Annotated in this window: 15 protein-coding genes; 7 read left to right on the top strand and 8 right to left on the bottom strand. The window is 71.7% G+C overall.

The features are described from left to right. Nucleotides 1-9: 9 nt before the first annotated feature. From ACIQU6_RS36680 to ACIQU6_RS36665, 4 genes are all read right to left on the bottom strand, one after another. Nucleotides 10-2205 (bottom strand): 3-hydroxyacyl-CoA dehydrogenase NAD-binding domain-containing protein, encoded by a 2196-nt coding sequence (locus tag ACIQU6_RS36680; RefSeq protein WP_403486065.1) that lies wholly within the window; start codon nt 2203-2205, stop codon nt 10-12. Nucleotides 2206-2240: 35 nt separating this feature from the next. After that, nucleotides 2241-3455 (bottom strand): acetyl-CoA C-acetyltransferase, encoded by a 1215-nt coding sequence (locus tag ACIQU6_RS36675; protein ID WP_403486064.1) that lies wholly within the window; start codon nt 3453-3455, stop codon nt 2241-2243. Nucleotides 3456-3538: 83 nt separating this feature from the next. Then, on the bottom strand, nt 3539-4681 hold the full coding sequence (locus ACIQU6_RS36670) for an acyl-CoA dehydrogenase family protein (RefSeq protein WP_403486063.1): 1143 nt from the start codon (nt 4679-4681) through the stop codon (nt 3539-3541). A 586-nt stretch (nt 4682-5267) separates the two neighbouring features. Then, the gene (locus ACIQU6_RS36665; protein WP_403486062.1) at nt 5268-6434 is read right to left on the bottom strand and encodes a CaiB/BaiF CoA transferase family protein; all 1167 of its coding nucleotides are present in this window, start codon (nt 6432-6434) and stop codon (nt 5268-5270) included. A 444-nt stretch (nt 6435-6878) separates the two neighbouring features. On the opposite strand from ACIQU6_RS36665, the gene ACIQU6_RS36660 reads away from it, so the two are divergent. Next, on the top strand, nt 6879-7613 hold the full coding sequence (locus ACIQU6_RS36660) for an MgtC/SapB family protein (protein ID WP_403486061.1): 735 nt from the start codon (nt 6879-6881) through the stop codon (nt 7611-7613). Between the two features lie 62 nt (nt 7614-7675). On the opposite strand, the gene ACIQU6_RS36655 is transcribed toward ACIQU6_RS36660, so the two are convergent. After that, nucleotides 7676-9223, bottom strand: coding sequence for a sialate:H+ symport family MFS transporter (locus ACIQU6_RS36655; protein ID WP_403486060.1), 1548 nt, complete (start codon nt 9221-9223; stop codon nt 7676-7678). A gap of 217 nt (nt 9224-9440) precedes the next feature. Between ACIQU6_RS36655 and ACIQU6_RS36650 the strand changes: the two genes are divergently transcribed. Further along, nucleotides 9441-10628, top strand: coding sequence for a saccharopine dehydrogenase family protein (locus ACIQU6_RS36650; RefSeq protein ID WP_403486059.1), 1188 nt, complete (start codon nt 9441-9443; stop codon nt 10626-10628). Nucleotides 10629-10640: 12 nt separating this feature from the next. On the opposite strand, the gene ACIQU6_RS36645 is transcribed toward ACIQU6_RS36650, so the two are convergent. Beyond that, the gene (locus ACIQU6_RS36645) at nt 10641-11363 is read right to left on the bottom strand and encodes an endonuclease V (RefSeq protein ID WP_403486058.1); all 723 of its coding nucleotides are present in this window, start codon (nt 11361-11363) and stop codon (nt 10641-10643) included. An 80-nt stretch (nt 11364-11443) separates the two neighbouring features. Between ACIQU6_RS36645 and ACIQU6_RS36640 the strand changes: the two genes are divergently transcribed. After that, nucleotides 11444-11743, top strand: coding sequence for a YciI family protein (locus tag ACIQU6_RS36640; RefSeq protein WP_376569561.1), 300 nt, complete (start codon nt 11444-11446; stop codon nt 11741-11743). A gap of 103 nt (nt 11744-11846) precedes the next feature. Here ACIQU6_RS36640 and ACIQU6_RS36635 read toward each other — a convergent pair whose 3' ends face one another. Next, nucleotides 11847-13286 carry a sugar porter family MFS transporter gene (locus ACIQU6_RS36635; protein ID WP_403486057.1) on the bottom strand — a complete coding sequence of 480 codons (1440 nt, stop codon included), beginning with the start codon at nt 13284-13286 and terminating at the stop codon, nt 11847-11849. A gap of 377 nt (nt 13287-13663) precedes the next feature. Here ACIQU6_RS36635 and ACIQU6_RS36630 point away from each other — a divergent pair, with 377 nt between their 5' ends. The 4 genes from ACIQU6_RS36630 (at nt 13664) to ACIQU6_RS36615 (ending at nt 17307) form a co-directional block, all read left to right on the top strand. Further along, the gene (locus tag ACIQU6_RS36630) at nt 13664-14569 is read left to right on the top strand and encodes an SIS domain-containing protein (RefSeq protein WP_403486056.1); all 906 of its coding nucleotides are present in this window, start codon (nt 13664-13666) and stop codon (nt 14567-14569) included. Nucleotides 14570-14641: 72 nt separating this feature from the next. Beyond that, complete coding sequence (locus ACIQU6_RS36625) at nt 14642-15526, top strand: class II fructose-bisphosphate aldolase (RefSeq protein WP_403486055.1); 885 nt, start codon at nt 14642-14644, stop codon at nt 15524-15526. Between the two features lie 159 nt (nt 15527-15685). Beyond that, a complete protein-coding gene (locus ACIQU6_RS36620) occupies nt 15686-16489 on the top strand; it encodes a DeoR/GlpR family DNA-binding transcription regulator (RefSeq protein ID WP_403486054.1) in 804 nt (267 codons plus the stop codon). Between the two features lie 506 nt (nt 16490-16995). Further along, nucleotides 16996-17307: a hypothetical protein gene (locus ACIQU6_RS36615; RefSeq protein WP_403486053.1), complete on the top strand. Its 312-nt coding sequence runs from the start codon at nt 16996-16998 to the stop codon at nt 17305-17307. 129 nt (nt 17308-17436) lie between these two features. Here the strand turns inward: ACIQU6_RS36615 and ACIQU6_RS36610 are convergent, their stop codons facing one another. After that, nucleotides 17437-18078 carry a TetR/AcrR family transcriptional regulator gene (locus tag ACIQU6_RS36610; protein WP_403486074.1) on the bottom strand — a complete coding sequence of 214 codons (642 nt, stop codon included), beginning with the start codon at nt 18076-18078 and terminating at the stop codon, nt 17437-17439. Nucleotides 18079-19152: the final 1074 nt, after the last annotated feature.

The following is a 19152-nucleotide window of genomic DNA, read 5'->3' as shown; positions in this document are numbered from 1 at the left end:
GGCACCCACTCAGTCCGTGAACCTCTCGCCCCGCTCGGCCTTTTCGACCAGCAGCGCGGGCGGCGCGAACCGGTCACCGTAGGCGGCCTGGAGCTCGCGGGCGCGGGCCACGAACCCGCGCGGACCGACGAGTTCCTCCCGCCCCGGCCCGCCCTGGTAGCCGTTGATGTACTGGAGCACGCCGCCGGTCCAGCCCGGGAAGCCGATGCCCAGGATGGAGCCGATGTTGGCGTCGGCGACGGAGGTCAGTACGCCCTCCTCCAGGCAGCGGACGGTGTCCAGCGCCTCGGAGAACAGCATCCGCTCCTGCATGTCCACGAACGGGACGGCGGCGCCCGCCCGTTGGAAGCGCTCCCGCAGCCCCGACCACAGGCCGGTCCGCTTGCCGTCCTCGCCGTACTCGTAGAAGCCCCCGCCGCCACTGCGCCCGGGGCGGCCGAACTCGTCGACCATGCGGTCGATGACGGCGTCGGCCGGGTGCGGCTCCCAGGTGCCGCCGGCCTCCTCGACGGCGCGCCGGGTCTCGTTGCGGATCTTCCGCGGGAGGGTGAGGGTCAACTCGTCCATCAGGGACAGCACCTTGGCCGGGTAGCCGGCCTGGGCCGCGGCCTGCTCGACGGAGGCCGGGTCGAGGCCCTCGCCGATCATCGCCACGCCCTCGTTGATGAACTGGCCGATGACGCGGGAGGTGAAGAAGCCGCGCGAGTCGTTGACGACGATGGGCGTCTTGCGGATCTGGCGCACCAGGTCGAAGGCGCGGGCCAGCGCCTCGTCGCCGGTCCGCCCGCCCTTGATGATCTCCACCAGCGGCATCTTGTCCACCGGCGAGAAGAAGTGCAGGCCGATGAAGTCCGCGTCCCGCTCGACGCCCTCGGCCAGCACCGTGATCGGCAGGGTGGAGGTGTTGGAGCACAGCAGCGCGTCGGGGGCGACGACGTGCTGGATCTCCTTGAACACCTTGTGCTTGAGGGCGACGTCCTCGAAGACCGCCTCGATGACCGCGTCGCAGCCAGCGAGGTCGGTGGGCTCGGCGGTGGGGGTGATCCGGGCCAGCAGCTCGTCCCGCTTCTGCTCGGTGGTGCGCCCCTTGGCCAGTGCCTTGGCGAGCAGTCCCGCGGAGTACTCCTTGCCCCGCTGGGCCGCCTCCAGCGTGACGTCCTTGAGGACGACCTCGATGCCGGCCTTGGCGCAGGCGTAGGCGATCCCGGCGCCCATCATGCCGGCGCCCAGGACACCGACCTTCCGGACCGTGCGCGGCTCGACGTCCTTGGGGCGGCTCCGGCCGGCGTTGACGGCCTGGAGGTCGAAGAAGAACGCCTGGATCATGTTCTTGGAGACCTGGCCGGTGACCAGCTCGACGAAGTAGCGCGCCTCGATGGTCTGCGCGGTCTCGAAGTCGACCTGGGAGCCCTCGACGGCCGCGGCGAGGATGTTCCGCGGCGCCGGGTAGGGCGCGCCGGCAAGCTGCTTCTTGAGGTTGGCGGGGAACGCCGGGAGGTTGGCGGCGAACTTCGGGTGGGCCGGCGTGCCGCCGGGGATCTTGTAGCCCTTGACGTCCCAGGGCTGCTGGGACTCGGGGTGGGCGTCGATGAACTCCCGTGCCCTGGCGAGCAGTTCGTCGGCGCTCTGGGCCACCTCGTGGATCAGCCCGTTGTCCTTGGCGCGGGTGGCGTTGTACTGCGTGCCCTGGAGGAGGACCTTCAGCAGCGCGTCGGTGATGCCCAGCAGCCGGACGGTGCGGGTGACGCCGCCGGCGGCGGGCAGCAGGCCGAGGGTGACCTCGGGCAGGCCGATCTTGGTGCCGGGGGTGTCCAGGGCGACGCGGTGGTGACAGGCGAGGGCGATCTCGTAACCGCCGCCCAGCGCGGCGCCGTTGATCGCGGCGACGACGGGCTTGCCGAGCGTCTCGATCCGGCGCAGGTCGCGCTTGATGCCGTTGCCCGCCTCGAACGCCTGCTGGGCGTGATCGGGCGTGACGGCGATCAGGTCGTGCAGGTCGCCGCCGGCGAAGAAGGTCTTCTTGGCGGAGGTGAAGATGATGCCGCGGATGCCGTCCCGCTCGGCCTCCAGCCGGTCGGCAACCGCCTTCAGGGAGGTCTTGAAGGCGTCGTTCATGGTGTTGGCGGACTGGTCGGGGTCGTCGAGGACGAGGGTGACGACGCCGGTCTCGTCCTGTTCCCAGCGGATGGTGGTGGATTCACTCATGGCTTGCCTACTCCGTTGTGGGGTGGGACGAGGGGTCAGAGGCGCTCGATGACGGTGGCGACGCCCATGCCGCCGCCGACGCAGAGGGTGGCCAGGCCGTAGCGCTTGTCCTGCCGCTCCAGTTCGTCGACGAGGGTGCCCAGGATCATCGCGCCGGTGGCGCCGAGGGGGTGGCCCAGGGCGATGGCGCCGCCGTTGACATTGACCTTGTCCAGGCTGAGGCCCATGTCCTTGACGAAGCGCAACACGACCGCGGCGAACGCCTCGTTGATCTCGACCAGGTCGATGTCGTCGATGGTCAGGCCGGCCTTGGCCAGCGCCTTGCGGCTGGCCGGCGCGGGGCCGGTGAGCATGATCGTCGGCTCGGATCCGGAGACCGCGGCGGAGATGATCCGGGCCCGCGGGGTCAGGCCGTAGCGCTCGCCGACCTCCTTGGAGCCGATGGCGACCAGCGCCGCGCCGTCCACGATGCCGGAGGAGTTGCCGGCGTGGTGGACGTGGTCGATCTTCTCGACCCAGTGGTACTTCTGGAGCGCGACCGCGTCGAAGCCGCCGGCGTCGCCGATGGCGGCGAAGGACGGCTTCAGACCCGCGAGGGAGTCGGCGGTGGTACCGGGGCGCAGGTGCTCGTCGTGGTCGAGGACGACCAGGCCGTTGCGGTCCCGCACCGGGACGACGGAGCGCTCGAAGCGGGCGTCCTTCCAGGCCGCGGCGGCCCGCTCCTGGGAGAGCGCGGCGTACTCGTCGACGTCGCGGCGGGAGTAGCCCTCGATGGTGGCGATGAGGTCGGCGCTGATGCCCTGCGGGACGAAGCCGGTGTCGAAGTTGGTCATCGGGTCGGCGAACCAGGCGCCGCCGTCGGACGCCATCGGGACCCGCGACATCGACTCCACGCCGCCGGCCAGGACGAGGTCCTCCCAGCCGGAACGGACCTTTGCGGCGGCCATGTTGACGGCTTCGAGGCCGGAGGCACAGAAGCGGTTCTCCTGTACGCCGGCGACCGTGTCGGGCAGCCCGGCGGCGATCGCGGCGATCCGGGCGATGTCGGAGCCCTGGTCGCCGACCGGTCCGACGACGCCCAGCACGATGTCGTCGATCGCGGCCGGGTCCAGGTCGGGGAAGCGCCGCCGCACCTCGTGGATCAGGCCGACGACGAGGTCGATCGGCTTGGTGCCGTGCAGCGCGCCGTTGGCCTTGCCGCGGCCGCGGGGGGTGCGGATCGCGTCGTACACATACGCTTCGGTGCTCACTGAAAAGCCTTTCTATCGGCCGGGGTCCGGGGCCCGCGGCGTCAGCCGCTGACGTTCCGGACCGGAAGGCACGATCGGGAGGGTTAGCCGAGCAGGGAGCGGCCGATGATCTCCTTCATGATCTCGGTCGTCCCTCCGTAGATGGTCTGGATGCGGCCGTCGGTGAAGGCCCGGGCGACGGGGAACTCGGTCATGTAGCCGTACCCGCCGTGGAGTTGGAGGCACCGGTCGGCCACCCGCTTCTGCAGTTCGGTGGCCCACCACTTGGCCATCGAGGCGTGCACCGCGTCGAGGGCGCCCTCGGAGTGGTCGGCGATGCAGCGGTCGAGGAAGGTGCGGGTGACCGCGCACTCGGTGGCCATCTCGGCTATCTCGAACCGGATGTGTTGCAGCTTGGCCAGCGGCCGGCCGAACGCCTCGCGCTCCTTGACGTAGCCGGTGGTGATCTCCAGCAGGTGCTCGGCGGCGGCGATCCCGGCGACCGCTATCGCCAGCCGTTCCTGGGCGAGGTTGGTCATCAGGTGCACGAACGCCCCGTTGAGCTCGCCGAGGAGGTTCTCCTTGGGCACCCGGACGTCGTTGAAGAACAACTCGGCGGTGTCCTGGGACTTCTGGCCGATCTTGTCGAGGTTGCGACCGCGCTCGAAGCCGGCGGCGCCGCGCTCGACCACCAGCAGGCTCAGGCCGTGCGCGCCGCCCTCGGGGGTGGTCTTGGCGACGACGATGACGAGGTCGGCGAGGATCCCGTTGGAGATGAAGGTCTTGGAGCCGTTGAGGACCCAGTGGTCGCCGCGGTCCTCGGCGGAGGTGCGGATGCCCTGGAGGTCGGAGCCGGCGCCGGGCTCGGTCATCGCGATGGCGGTGACGATCTCGCCGCTGCAGAACCCGGGCAGCCAGCGGCGCTTCTGCTCGTCGGTGGCGAGCGAGGTCAGATAGGGGCCGATGATGTCGTTGTGCAGCCCGATGGCGAACCCCGGGGTGCCGGCGCGGGTGAACTCCTCGGCCAGGACGGCGCTGTAGCGGAAGTCGGTGGCGCCCCCGCCGCCGTACTCCTCGGGCACGGCCAGGCCCAGCAGCCCCTGCCGACCGGCCGCCCGCCAGGCGTCCCGGCTGACGATGCCGTCCTTCTCCCACTGCTCGTAGTGGGGCGTCACCTCCTTGGCGAGGAAGGTGCGCACCGTCTCGCGGAAGGCGTCATGGTCCTCGGTGAAGATCTGGCGCTTCACTCTGCTTGTCCCTTCGGGGGATGGTCGTGGGTGGACGGCGGTGCTCACTGCCCGCCCGGGGCCGGAGCCCCGACGAGCGCTTCCTCGTACGACGGCGGGTGCTCCCCGGTCGGACCGGCGAACGCTCCTCGATCGGGCCTTCAGGAACGGTCGTTGGCGATCCCGATGACCTTCGCGGGGCCGGGGCCCCAGCCGGTGCCTGGGTCCGGGCGTATGGAACGGGATCGGGGGCTCCGGGGACTCATGGGACCCACAGGCTGGGCGGGTTGGGCGATGGGCCTCGTCGTGGCGGGCCCGGGGTGCGCGGCCGTCCTGCTCTCGGGGGCGGGGACGGGTGCGAGGGCTGCGGCGCCTCCCAGCGACGGTTGGGAATCTGCGGCCGGGAGCACGCTCGCCCGACTACGCCCACGGGCGTGCCCTTCAGGCCCGACCGGACGGCCGCGAAGACGCACCCGGCGGAGCACACCCAACTCGACGCCGGAACCGCCGACTTGCACGGCGAGGCGAGCCCGCTCGACGCGGGCCGCGACCGCCTCGCCCGCGCGGCGCGGGGCGGCCGCGTGCCGGACGCCGGTGGACGGTGCCATCAGTGGGCCGCCTCCTTCCGCTCGGTGTCGCGCGGGACGGCGTCCGGGCCGGTGAGGCTGGGGACGCGCCAGTCGCGGGCGACCTCTTCGGTGTCCGCGCCGGGGCGGGCGGGAGGTCTGCGGAGCGTCCCGGGGGTGGCGGAGAAGCGGGGCGCGGGGGCGGGTTGGGTGAGGCCGGCGTGCTCGGTGAAGGTGCCGCGGGCGGCGAGGTGGGGGTGCCCGGGCGCCTCGCGCAGCGAGAGCACGGGGGCCACACAGGCGTCGGACTCCTGGAAGACGGCGGTCCATTCGTCCCGCGTGCGGGTCCGGAAGCGGTCGGCGATGGCCGTGCGCAACGCGCCCCAGGCGGCGAGGTCGTCCCGCCCCGGGACCTCGTCCTCGATGCCGAGCAGGCGGACGAACTCGGCGTAGAACCGCGGCTCCAGCGCGCCGACGGCCATATAGCCGCCGTCCGCGGTCTCGTACGCGCCGTAGAACGGCGCGCCGCCGTCGAGCAGATTGGCGCCGCGCCGGTCCTGCCAGCCGCCGGCCGCCAGCATGCCGTGGATCATCGCCGTCAGATGGGCCGTGCCGTCGACGATGGCGGCGTCGACGACCTGGCCCGCGCCGCCCTCGGCGCGGGCGTGCTGGAGCGCGGCGAGGACCCCGATGACGAGGTAGAGCGAGCCGCCGGCGTAATCGCCGAGCAGATTGGCGGGAATAGCGGGCGGGCCGTCGGGCGGGCCGATCATGCCGAGGGCGCCGGTGATGGCGATGTACCCGATGTCGTGCCCGGCGGTGCCGGCGAGCGGGCCCTGCTGGCCCCAGCCGGTCATCCGGCCGTAGACCAGACGGGGATTGCGGGCCAGACAGGGCTCGGGCCCGACGCCCAACCGCTCGGCCACGCCGGGGCGGTACCCCTCGATCAGGACGTCGGCGCGCTCGACCAGATCGAGGACCTTCGCGACCCCGGCCGGCTGCTTGAGGTCCACCAGCACCGAGCGCTTGTTGCGGTTGGTGAGGTCGGACGCCGGATCGATGCCCAACCCGGCGCCCCCTGGCCGGTCCACCCGGACGACGTCGGCGCCCAGATCGGCCAACAGCATGGCCGCGAACGGGCCGGGGCCGATGCCGGCGAGCTCCACCACCCGCACGCCGCTCAGCGGGCCGTTGCCTGACTCCGTCATCGCGCCCCATGCCTTCCGCACTGTGACACTTCTGATGTAACACTCGCGATGTTAAGAACGCGTTCCACTTTCCACAAGCCCCCTCGCGCCAAGTGGCCGTCAACGTCAAAAGACCCGTCGCGTCGATGCTCAACCGCCATCTCCGCCACGGGCCTTCGCGCGCCGCTGTCGCCGCGCCGCTATCCCCCGCCGAGCCGGTCGATGAGCCGCACGGGGGCTATCCGGCGACCGGGCGCCGCCGTCGCCCGCACCGCCGCCGCCCTCGGCCGCGCCGTCCTCGTCATGCCGTCCTCCACGTCCGCTCCCCCGTCCCGACACCGGCGCGCTGCCCGTCCGTGAGCCGCGCATGCGCCCGCGCATCCCGTCGCCAACAACGCTAACCGCGACCACTGACAACGGCCCGCACAGCCCCGAACGCCGGGCCGGTGGAGGGACAATGCCGTCATGTCACAGCTCTCTTCCGCACTGTTCGACGTCCGCGCCGGGCAGGGACTGCGCCAGTTCGCCGAGCTGGCCATAGCCCTGCTGTTGTCCTCGCTGATCGGGTTGGAGCGCGAGGCCCGGCAGAAAAGCGCCGGTTTGCGCACCCACACCCTCGTCGGCGTGGGCAGCGCACTGTTCATGGAAGTGTCCATACACGGCTTCAGCTCCATGCTCGGCATCGAGGGCGTGGCGCTGGACCCGTCCCGGGTCGCCGCGCAGGTCGTCTCCGGCATCGGCTTCATCGGCGGCGGCCTGATCTTCGTGCGCAAGGACGCGGTCCGGGGGCTGACCACGGCCGCGACCATCTGGCTGACCTGCGCCATCGGGATGGCGTGCGGCGGCGGGTTGCCGCTGCTGGCGATAGGCGCGACGGCCGTGCACTTCCTCATCGTGCGCGGTTTCTCCAAGGTGTCGGAGCGGATCACCTCGGGCACACCCCTCGACCGCATAGAGCTGCGCCTGACCTACCAGACACAACGGGGGCTGCTGGGACGGATGTTGGCGCTGTGCACCGGCAGCGGGTTCCGGGTGACCGACGTCCAGGTGGAGACCGCCCCGGCAGACGTCTCCATGGCGGCCGAGGTACTGCTCCGGCTGGAGGGCAGTGGCTCCGCACACCCCCTGGTCGAGGCGCTGACGGAACTCGACGGCGTCCGCGGGGTGGCACTGGGGCGGCACGACGACAGCACGGAGTGACCGCCGCCCCCGACGCGCACGCCTGAGCCACCCAGGGGCCCCATGGGCGGCCCGCTCCTCTACTACGGCGCACCCGCCGACGCCTCCCCGCCGTCGGCGTCCGCCGCACGCACCCCGCGCACTCCGTCCCGCTCCGACCCCGGTTCCCGCCCCGGCACGAGGTGGTCATCGATCGCCTGACGGTCAGCCAACCGCCCGAGCCGCCGCGGAACATCGCCGCCCACCAGGACGACGACCAGGAGCGTCAGCCCGAAGGTGAGCACCGCCAGGGCCCGCCCCAGGGGAATGCCCCGGGCGAGCTGCGCCCCCAGGACCGGCGCCACCGCCCCGCCCAGCGCCCCCACGTTGTAGACGAAACCGAGCGAGGCGGCACGGGTCGCGGTCGGGAAGTGGCCCGCGATGTACTTCGGCAGGATCCCGGAGATGCCCTGCCCCAGGGCCAACAACACGAAGATCAGCACCCCCAGCCCCACCAGGCTCCCGCGCACCGCGAACACCGGGAACACGAACGCCAACGACGCCAACAGGGTCCAGGCGTAGGCGCGTCGGGTCCCCAGCAGATCGCCGGCGAACCCGGCCAGCCAACAGCCGGCCATGGCGCCGAAGCCCGCGAAGAACATCACCGCGCCGACCTGCCTCGGGGTGTAACCCAGGTCCGACTTGAGGTAGGTCGGCAACAGGGACTGCACCGGCCAGCTGTACAGGAACGCGCAGAAGACCGTCACCATCAGGGAGACGTACCGCAACCAGCCCCGACGTCCGCCCAGTTGCACCGCGAAGGCGACCAGGCACAGCGCGGCGACCGTGGCCGACCAGGGCACGAACCCCGCGCCCAGCGGCGTGAACGCGCAGCACAGGGCGGCACAGGCGACCGCCGCCAGCGCGGAGTTGGCCCGCCGGCGGGGCCCGCGGACGAACAACGACCAGAACGGATGGGAGCGCTCCGGTTCCTCGTCCCCGGGGCGGTGCGCGGCGCCGCCGACCTCGTTCCGCCACTCCGCGGACTCCGGCAGCGATCTGCGCATCCACAGGGCGACCAGAACGGGCAGCACCCCGATCCAGAACATCCAGCGCCAGCCCCCTACGGGCACCACCCAGGCGTAGAGCTGACCGGCCAGCACCGTGCCGCCCGCATAGCCGGAGATGAGGAATCCGGAGGCCCGGTTGCGCAGTCGTGCGGGCCAGCTCTCCAGGACGTACGTCACGCTGGTGCTGTACTCCCCCGCCATGCCCAGCCCGATCACCAACCGGGCGGCGAACAGGCTGGTGTAGTCCCAGGCGAACCCGCAGGCGAAGGTGCCCAGCGAGTAGAGCAGGATGCTGGCCACCATCGCCGCTCTCCGGCCGCGTCGGTCGCCCAGCGCCCCCAGGAGCGCGCCGCCCAGCCAACGGGTGATGAACGCGGCGGCGACGAGCGAGGCCGCGGTGGCGGTGTCCAGGCGGAAATCGTGGGCGATCTCGGTCAGCACCAGGGTGATCAGCACGAAGTCGAAGCCGTCGAGGAGGTACCCGATCCAGGCCGCGGCCAGCGCCTTCCACTGGCGCGGGGCGACCTCGCGCCACCAGGCGCGGCGCGGCGCCCGGTCCGGGGTGTCCACGGGGCGTGTCATCGCAGGATCGGGCCTCCTCCAAGAGCCGCCCGCCTCACGGCCGTTACGTACCCGCACACTCCCGCCCAAACCGGACGTCGGACGTCCCGCCTCACCGCATGAATCTGGCCCCGCGCGCTCTCCACGTCAATACCGCCCGCAGCCCCCTCCCCTCCCGTCGTTGACGTTCCGCCGGCGGCCTGCCTAGGGTCCGGACCTCGGACCAGGGAGGACCCAGATGCCACGGCACGACACCTCGGGACGGGACCACGACGTCGTCCTGTACGGAGCAACCGGGTTCGCCGGCGCGCTCACCGCCACTTATCTGGCCCGGCACGCCCCCGCGGACTGCCGCTGGGCGCTCGCCGGCCGCAGCACCGCCAAACTGGAGCGCCTGCGCGACCAGTTGGCGGCCCTCAACCCGGCCTGCGCGGACCTGCCACTGCTCCGGGCCGACAGCGCCGACCCGGAGTCGCTGCGCGCCCTCGCCGCCGGCACCCGCGTCCTGGCCACCACCGTCGGGCCCTACCTGCTGCACGGCGAACCGCTCGTCGCGGCGTGCGCCAAGGCCGGCACCGACTACCTGGACCTCACCGGCGAGCCGGAGTTCGTCGACCGGATGTACCTGCGCCACGACGCCGCCGCCCGCGCGTCCGGGGCGCGGCTCGTGCACGCCTGCGGCTTCGACTCCGTCCCGTACGACCTGGGCGTGCACTACACGGTCGGGCTGCTCCCCAAGGGCGTCCCGCTGCGCATCGACGGCTTCGTGCGGACCAACGCGTCGTTCTCCGGCGGCACTCTGGCCTCCGCGTTGACCGCGGTCGGGCGGCCGGCCGCCATGGCGCGGGTCGCCCGGGCCCGCCGGCGGTCCGAGGCGCCGCCCGCCGGCCGCAGCGTGCGCGCCCCCTTCGGGCCGCCCGTACGGAGCCGCGAGACCCGCACCTGGGGCATCCCGCTGCCCACCCTGGACCCACGGGTCGTGGCCCGCTCGGCGACCGCCCTCGACGACTACGGCCCGGACTTCCGGTACCGGCACTACGCGGGGGTGCGCAGGCTGCCGACGGCGGTCGCCGGGATGGTGGGCGCAGGGGCGCTGGCCGCCCTCGCCCAAGTACCGCCCGCCCGCCGGTGGTTGTCCGGCTGGCTGCAACCGGGCGAGGGGCCGGCCCCGGAGCGGCGGGCGCGCAGTTGGTTCGCGGTGCGGTTCGTGGCCTCGGGCGGCGGGACCCGCCTGATCACCGAGGTCGCGGGCGGCGACCCCGGTTACGACGAGACCGCGAAGATGCTCGCCGAGGGGGCGCTCAGCCTGGCCTTCGACGAACTCCCGGACACCGCGGGCCAGGTGACGCCGGCGGTGGCCATGGGGGACGCGCTCACCCGGCGGCTCCAGGATGCCGGGATCACGTTCCGGGTCGTCCGCGGGTAGCCGGACCAGCCGTCAGGCGCCGGCCAGCGCCTGACGGCACAGGGAGTCGGCGGCCCGGGTGGTCTCCGGTAGGCGGTAGGTCGGGGCCAGGTGGAGCGTGTGCGCGCACGCCCGGTCGAGATCCACCCGGTGACCGACGGAGACGAACACCGGCTTGACGCCCTTCTGGGTGCGCACGGCACGTCCCACCTCTTCGGGCACTCCGCCCGCCGCCCGGTCGTCCAACAACGGGGAGGTGGCGCCGCGCTCCGGGCCCGGCGCCTCGTACCGGAAGGCGAAGGGGTTCTTGGCGACCCCGATGGTGGGCAGTCCGGTCAACACCCCCAGGTGGCTGGCGAGTCCGAAGCGCCGCGGATGGGCCAGCCCGTAGCCGTCGCAGACCACCAGGCCGGGCGTACGGGCGAGCCGGTCCAGCGCGTCGAGCACCGTCGGGATCTCCCGGAAGGCCAGCAGACCGGGGACGTACGGGAAGGCGACCGGGCCGACGGCGGTGGCCGCGTCGACGACCGCGAGGGTGCGGGCGTCGAGGGCGACCGCGGCCGCGGCGACCACGTCCCGCTCGTCGTCGTAGGCGACGTCGACGCCGACCACGGTGCCTTCGAAGCCCGGCTCAGGACCGGCCTCGTCGAGCCGTACGCGGGCGCGCAGCCGGTCCTGGACCGCGCGGGCCGAGGCTTCGTCCGCCGGCCAGTGCCGCAGTTCGTCGGCGCGGGAGATGGTTGCGGGAGTGTCCATGGTGCCGGCAACGCTACCGAACCGCCGGCCGGGCGGGTGCGCCGCGGGCGGCCCGCGGCCCGCGCTCTATATTTGCTGTCATGTTCGTGCTGGAACTGACCTACACCGCGCCCCTCGACCGCGTCGACGCCGCCCTTCAGGACCATGTGGCCTGGTTGGAACGGGGCTACGACGCCGGCCACTTCATCGCCTCCGGGCGGAAGAACCCCCGGGACGGCGGCGTGATCATCGCCACCGGCACCGACCGGGCGACCGTGGAGAAGCTCACGGCCGAGGACCCGTTCGTGCGCGCCGGCGTCTGCACGTACCGGATCACCGAGTTCGTGGCGACCAAGACCGCGCCGGCCCTGGCGGAGTACCGGGAACAACTCCCGTCCTGACGCCCCCGTCCACGCCGCGGCCCGGCCCACCGGAACCGTCCGGCGGGCCGGGCCGCGTGCTGGCTACGGACGCGCGGTGTACCGCGGCTCCTCCTGGCGCGCGCTATGACGGCGCGGCCGGGGAGGCGGCCGAATTGCCCAGCGGTCCGGGGTCGGCCGTGCCGGCGGCGGACGCGGTGGGCCAGCGGCCGCCGTTGCGCCAGTAGTCCTGGATCTCCTCCAGTTGGCGGCCCTTGGTCTCGGGCGCGGTGAACGCGGCGAACGCCAGGGCTCCGACAGCGAGCACGCCCAGGCCCGCGAAGGTCGGGGCGGGGCCCAGCTTCGTCATCAGCGACGGGAAGAACTGGGCGATCAGGAGGTTGGCGACCAGGTCGGCGGTGAGCATCGCCGACGCCCCGATGGAGCGCAACTGGGCGGGGAACGCCTCGCTCGCGTAGACCCAGATCAGCGACCCGAAGCCGAAGTTGAAGGCGGCGGTGAAGAGGAGGATCGCGACGAAGCCCACCCAGGTGGTGGTGCCGTGCAGCTCGCCCGCGCTGAAGACGACGGTGAGGACCGCGAGCATCACCACCATCGTGCCGATGCCGGTGAGCAGCACCATCCGGCGGCCCAGGCGGTCGATGATGAGGATCGCCAGCACCGTGGCCACCAGGGAGGCGAGTTCGACGAAGGACGGCAGCAGGAAGTTCTGGCCGTTGCCGGTGAAGCCCATCTGCTCGAAGATCTGCGGGCTGTAGTACGTCACGGCGTTGATGCCGGTGATCTGGCAGAAGAAGCCGAGGCCGACGACGAAGAGCGCGGCGCGGAGGTACGGCTTGCGCAGCAGCGAACGCGCCGAGCCGCCGCTCTCCGCTGTCAACGCGGCACGCACCGCGGCGACTTCGGCCCGCGCGTCGGCTTCGGGGTCGGTCCTCGCCATGACCTCGACGGCCCGTTCGTCGCGCCCCTTGAGGACGTACCAACGGGGCGTGTCCGGCAGCCGGAAGAGCGGGATCAGGACGATCGCCGCCGGGATCGCCGAGAGGCCGAGCATCCAGCGCCAGTGACCGCCGCCGGACAGGCCCCAGTTGACGAAGTACGTGAGGACGATGCCCACGACCGTGGCCACTTGGTAGGCGGCCACGGAGGCGCCCCGGATGCGGGCCGGGCTCGCTTCGGCGACGTAGAGGGGCGCCGCCACGATGGAGATGCCGATCGCGATGCCGAGCAGGAAGCGGACGGCGTCGAGCACCACGACGTTGGGGGCGAACGCGGACAGGGCGACGAAGACCGCGTACGAGCTGGCGACGATCAGCATCGCGGCCCTGCGGCCCAGCACGTCGGCCAACTTGCCGCCGAACATCGCGCCGAGTATCGACCCGAGTACCAGGATGCTGTTGACCAGTCCCTTTTCGGTCTCGGTGAGGCCGAAGTCCTTGCTGAGGAACACCAGAGCACCGGAGATGCTGCCGGTGTCATAGCCGTAGATGACGCCGACGACGGCGCCGGTGAGGGCGAACAGGCCGCCGGCGCGGCGTGGTGCGGAGAGCGGGGCAGTGGACATGGGGAGTCCTTAGTGCGACGGAGCGTCATTGCTGCGTACTGCGTGACGGGCGCCGGGGCGCCACGTCGACGGTCACGCCCGGACCGCATGACCGATCTTGCGAATATCAGGCACCTTTCACGCACCTGTCAACAATGAACTACCCACTTCCCCTTCCCCACTACGCCACGCCACATCCCTCAACTCCCTTACACAGACACCCAACTGCAGAACCCCTCTACCGCGATCACCCGCACGAGGGATGGAACGAGTGCGCGAACATGCGTAGAGTCGGCATCAGCAAAGCAGAAAGTTGCACCACGACTGCAATACTGCACTCAATCACGCACCATCCATCACCCATCCCCATCAGGGATCACGCACCACGGGAGGCGTCCATGAGCGAGACCTCGTACATGGAGCAGGAACTGCGCAGCCAGCCGGAGACCTGGCGGGAGGCGGCGCGCATCGGAGCCGCCGGCGGGCCACTGCCCAAGGCCGGCCAGCGCGTGGCCGTCGTCGGCTGCGGCACCTCGTGGTTCATGGCCCAGTCCTACGCCGCGCTGCGCGAGAGCGCCGGCTTGGGCGTCACGGACCCCTTCCCCGCGTCGGAGGCGTTCCTCGACGGCGACCGCGGCTACGACGCGGTGGTGGCGATCACCCGCTCCGGCACGACGACCGAGGTACTGCGGGTGCTGGAGGCGGTACGGGGCCGGATCCCCACGGTGACGCTGCTCGGCGACCCGGAGACGCCGGCGGTCGAACTGTCCGACGCGACGGTCGAGTTGCCGTTCGCCGACGAGCAGTCCGTGGTACAGACCCGCTTCGCGACCACGGCACTGACCCTGCTGCGCGCGCAACTGGGCCACGACGTCTCGCGCGCGGTGGACGACGCCGAGGAGGCACTGGCCGCGCCGGTGGCACAGGAGTGGGTGGACGCCGAACAGTTCTCGTTCCTCGGCAGCGGCTGGACCTACGGCCTGGCCAACGAGGCGGCCCTCAAGATGCGGGAGGCATCGCAGAGTTGGACCGAGTCCTACCCGGCGATGGAGTACCGGCACGGCCCGATCTCGATAGCTGCCCCCGGCCGGGTCACCTGGCTCTTCGGGCCGGCACCGGAGGGCCTGGAGGCGGACGTGGCACGGACCGGGGCGCACTTCGTGTCCCACGACCGGGATCCGCTGGCCGACCTGGTTCTCGTCCAGCGGGTCGCCCTGGAGCGGGCACGCGCCCGCGGCCTGGACCCGGACAACCCCCGCAGCCTCACCCGCTCCGTCATGCTCCAGGAACCGGCCACCCCCTGACCATCCGACCTCACCCCTCCCTCCTCCCCTCCCCGACCTCAACCGACCGGTTCCACAAGGGAGTCAGGACACATGCCCCTCGTCCCCACCGCATCGATCGTCGATGCCGCGCGTGACGCGCGGGTCGGCGCCGCGGCCTTCAACGTCATCCATCTGGAAACCGCCGAGGCGCTGGTCACCGCCGCCGAGCGCACGGACCGCCCGCTGATCCTCCAGATCAGCGAGAACTGCATCCGCTATCACGGCAGTCTGCTGCCCCTCACCCGGGCCACTCTCGCCCTCGCCGAGGAGTCCACGGCCCGGATCGCGGTCCACCTCGATCACCTCACCCAGGCGGAGTTGGTCCACCAGGGCATCGCGGCCGGCGTCAGATCGGTCATGATCGACGCCTCCGCCCTCCCCTACGAGCAGAACGTCACCACGACCGCCACCCTCACCGCCTGGTGCCACGAACGGGGCGCCTTCGTCGAGGCGGAGCTCGGCGAGGTCGGCGGGAAGGACGGCGTCCACGCGCCCGGAGCGCGCACGGACCCCGCCGAGGCCCTGTCGTTCGTCCAGGCCACCGGCGTGGATGCGCTCGCCGTCGCCGTCGGTTCCTCGCACGCGATGCGGGAGCGCACCGCCGAACTGGACAAGGAGCTGATCGCGGCGCTGCGCACCACGCTGCCGGTCCCCCTGGTCCTGCACGGCTCCTCCGGCGTGCCGGACGACGAGCTCCGCCGTGCCATCGCCGCCGGCATGACGAAGATCAACATCTCCACGCACCTGGTCTCCGTCTTCACCGGCTCAATACGGCGCACGCTGGACGCGGACTCGTCGCTGGTGGACTCCCGCAAGTACCTCAAGCCCGCACGGGAGGCGGTCGCACAGGAGGCGGCCCGACTGCTGGAGGTGCTGAACACTCCGGTGACGGCCCCCGCGGAACTCCGGGTGGCGGAGACCACGGCTCGGGGGTGAGTGGGAGTGGCTGAGGCGACCCCGACCCGATCGCGCTGGCCTCGACGCGCATGCCCGGCTGCCGCGAGCGGGGTCGGGGAACGGGTCGGCTGGTGGAGGTGAGCAGGTGTCCGTGGGCCGGGGAGCGCTGCGGTTGGGGCAACGAATTAGGCTCGCGCCATGAAGCGCCATGAACGAATGAACGCACTGCTTGAGCTGCTCGGGGACCGGGGCCGGGTGGATGTCGAGGAGGCGGCGACCGAGCTGGAGGTCTCGGCGGCCACGATGCGGCGCGACATGGATGCCCTCGCCGAGCAGCAGTTGCTGATCCGCACCCGGGGCGGGGCGGTGCTGAGTTCGGTGGCGTACGACCTGCCGATCCGGTACAAGCACGGGCACCGGTCGGCGGAGAAGGAGTCCGTGGCGAAGGCGGCGGCGCGGCTGGTGGAGCGAGGCGACGTGGTCGGGCTGAGCGGGGGGACCACGACCACCGCGATCGCGCGGGTGCTCGCCACCCGGTCCGACTTCGCGGAGTCGGACCCGCAACCCCAGCTCACGATCGTCACCAATTCGCTGAACATCGCCAACGAGCTGGCCGTCCGGCCGCAGATCAAGATCGTGCTCACGGGTGGCGTTGCGCATTCCCGTTCGTATGAACTCGTGGGCCCGTTCAGCGAGTTGGTGCTCCAGCAGATCTCCATCGATATCGCGTTCATCGGGGCCAACGGTGTGGATCCGGTGATGGGGGCCACGGTGCACGACGAGGCCGAGGCCCGGATCAACCGGCTCATGGCCGAGCGCGCGCGGCGGGCCGTGATCGTCGCGGACTCGTCGAAGATCGGTCAGCGGTGTTTCGCCAGGGTCGGTGACGCGGATGTCTTCGACACCCTCATCACGGATGGTGCGGTGTCCGAGGAGACGCGTCGGGAGTTCACGGAGCGCGGGGTGAAGGTGATCGCGGCCCGCCCCTCCGGCAACGACTGAGAAGTGATTGTTGCGGGGGCGGGGGCGGGGCGTTCAGTTCAGCAGCTTGATCGCCGGGTCGTCGACGAGACGCTGAGGCGTCGCGACGTCGCGACGTCGATCTGTGCGGCATGGGTGACGCGCCTATGAGCGGGGTGGGGGCACGGGGGCAGCGCAGCACGGATGTGGGGGTGCTGACGAGGTTGGCCAAAGGAGCCGGGCGGCCTGGCGGCGGTGGGGCGGCAGGCTGGGCGCTCGCGCTGGCGTGCCTATGGGGTGGGTGAACCCCGGGTGACCATCGGGGGCTGAAATCCGGGGTGCGGGTGTGGAGAATGAGGCGGAGCCCAGGGCGACAGGGCGGGGGCCGATGCCTAGGTGGGCGTGATAGGCGTGGTGGACGTCCCGGGCGTTCCGGCGCCGTTGGCGCGATAGTGGAGTGGTCTGGGGAGACGCGGGTGGGGCGGAGTGGCCTGCCGAGTGAGGGCCGGGCGGTGCGCCGTCCCGGCGTAGTGAGCGGGGGACAGCGGATGCGGAAGATCTTGTCGATAGCGGTGACGGGGGCGGTGTGCGGCGCCTCGCTGACGCTCGCCGCGGCACCGCAGGCGATGGCCGCCGAGCACGTACCGCGGTGCGTGACGGTGCGTGCGTTCTTCGACCGGGGCGAGCAGCGTTACGTCCGGTTGACGAACCTGTGCGCCAAGCGACCGGCCTGCTACACCATCGTCGTCCCGCAGCACGCGGACCGGCGCGGGCGGCTCCCGCAGGGCGTGACGAAGGACGTGCTGTACGGGACGGCCGCTGGGCCGCGGGCCCTCTATGTGAAGAACGTGCCCTGTTAGGGCAGGCCAGGGGCGGGCCGCTGGGCGCGGCCGGGCGCGAGCGTGGGTGGTCCTGAACGGGTGCCGCTTGGCCGCGGGGACCGCGGTGCGTTCGTGGTTTGTGGGGTGGCGGGGACGTCCCCGTGGGCGTCAGTCGGGGAGGGCGATGCCGTCCAGGACCATGGCGAGGTATTGGCGGGCGATCTCCTCGGGGCTGTGTCGGCCCTGCGGTCGGTACCAGCTCGCGGCGACCCAGACCGTGTCGCGCAGGAAGCGGTAGGCCAGCCGGAGGTCGAGGTCGGAGCGGAAGACTCCCTCGGCCACGCCGCGCTCCAGCGTGCCGAGCCAGGCCCGCTCGAACTTCCGCTGGGATTCGGTGAGATAGCCGAACCGTGGCTGGGCGGCGAGGTGTTGGGCCTCCTTCTGGTAGATCGCGACCGCGGCGCGGTGCCGGTCGATCTCCCGGAAGGACTCGGTGACCAGGGCCTCGATGGTCTCTCGGGGCCCGAGTTCGGACGCCAGCACGGCGTCGTAGCCGGCCCAGAGCTCGTCCAGGAAGGTGGCGAGGATCTCGTCGATCATCGATTCCTTGGAATCGAAGTGGTAGTAGAGGCTGCCGGCGAGCATCCCCGCGGCGTCGGCGATCTGTCGAACGGTGGTCGCGTTGTAGCCCTGCGCGGCGAACACCTCGGCCGCGGTGTCGAGGAGTTCGCGTCGGCGGTCCGGTGAGGCGGAGGTGGCGGCGGCAGGGGACGTAGTCGCCGCCCTCCCGGCACTCTTGGCGGTCTTGATGGTCTTGGTGCTCCTGGTGCTCCTGGTGGCCTTGGTGCCGTCAGTGCCCTTGGCAGGCTCAGCGTCCTGGGCGGGCTTGGTGCGCTGGGGACTGTTGGGGGGCTTGGCGCTCCGAGCGCTGGCGGAACCGGCGTTGCTGCCGGTGTCCCTGACTCCGCTGGTGCCCTGGTTGCCCTCCGTGCCCTTGATCCTCTTCACGCCACCCGCACCCCGCACGCCTTTCACACCTTCCGCGCCGCTCGTGGCCTTGGCGCCGTCTCCCGCGCTCACCGCACCCCCGGCGCTCTGCGTAACCCCCGTGGTCTCCATGTCTCCCACTCCGCCCCTCACGTTCTCCGCGCTCCCCATGCTCCCTGCGTCCTCAATATTCTCGGCTGCCCCGCGCCCGCCCCCGATGGACCTCTTCCTCTCCTTGACAGGTCGCTTCCGACTCTCGACGGGCCACTACCAGTGCCCAGCAGACCCTCTTCCGACTGGCAGCAGGTTCCTTCCGGTCCTCGGCGGGCGTGGTGGTGCCGACTTTCACGAGGGTCCGGGCGTCCTCGACGCCCCAGCCCTTCTTCGACGCGCCTGCTCCGACACACCCGACGCCCCTGCACCCTTGGCGTTCATCGGCCTTCACGGCGCTCCCGACCCGGCAGGATTTTCGGACACACCCGGCACTCGCAAGACTCCAGGCGGGCCCGGTCCTCTCGGTGCCCCGACGCACCCGCGGCCCTCGACGCCCCCGACGTTCCGAGCGCTCTCGGCCCGCCAAGCGCTCCCGGCGTGCGCGGCGCCCCCTGCGCCCTCGACGCCCACGGCACCTCCAGCTTCCGGAACGGTCTCGATGTCGCCGGTCCGTTCGGTGGGCTTGAGGGTCCTGGGGGTTGGCACGGGGACATTGTCGCGTGGTGGGGAGGTGCGGTGAGATCCAGGCATTTCTTTTACTAGTAAAACACCTGCTAAGGTTTTTGCATGGGGAAGCATGCCAAGCGCGCCAGGGCCACGGGGTGGTGGAGGACGGAGCGGACCACGGACGAGACAGTCGGCCAGGTGTCCGACGAGACGTCGAAGAAGGCCGGGGCGGCGAGT

Origin of the sequence: Streptomyces sp. NPDC090442 (assembly GCF_044769405.1) — a bacterium.
Taxonomy (GTDB): domain Bacteria; phylum Actinomycetota; class Actinomycetes; order Streptomycetales; family Streptomycetaceae; genus Streptomyces.
Note: the sequence above shows the minus strand (reverse complement) of the source record. Positions and strands in the feature narration are given on the sequence as shown.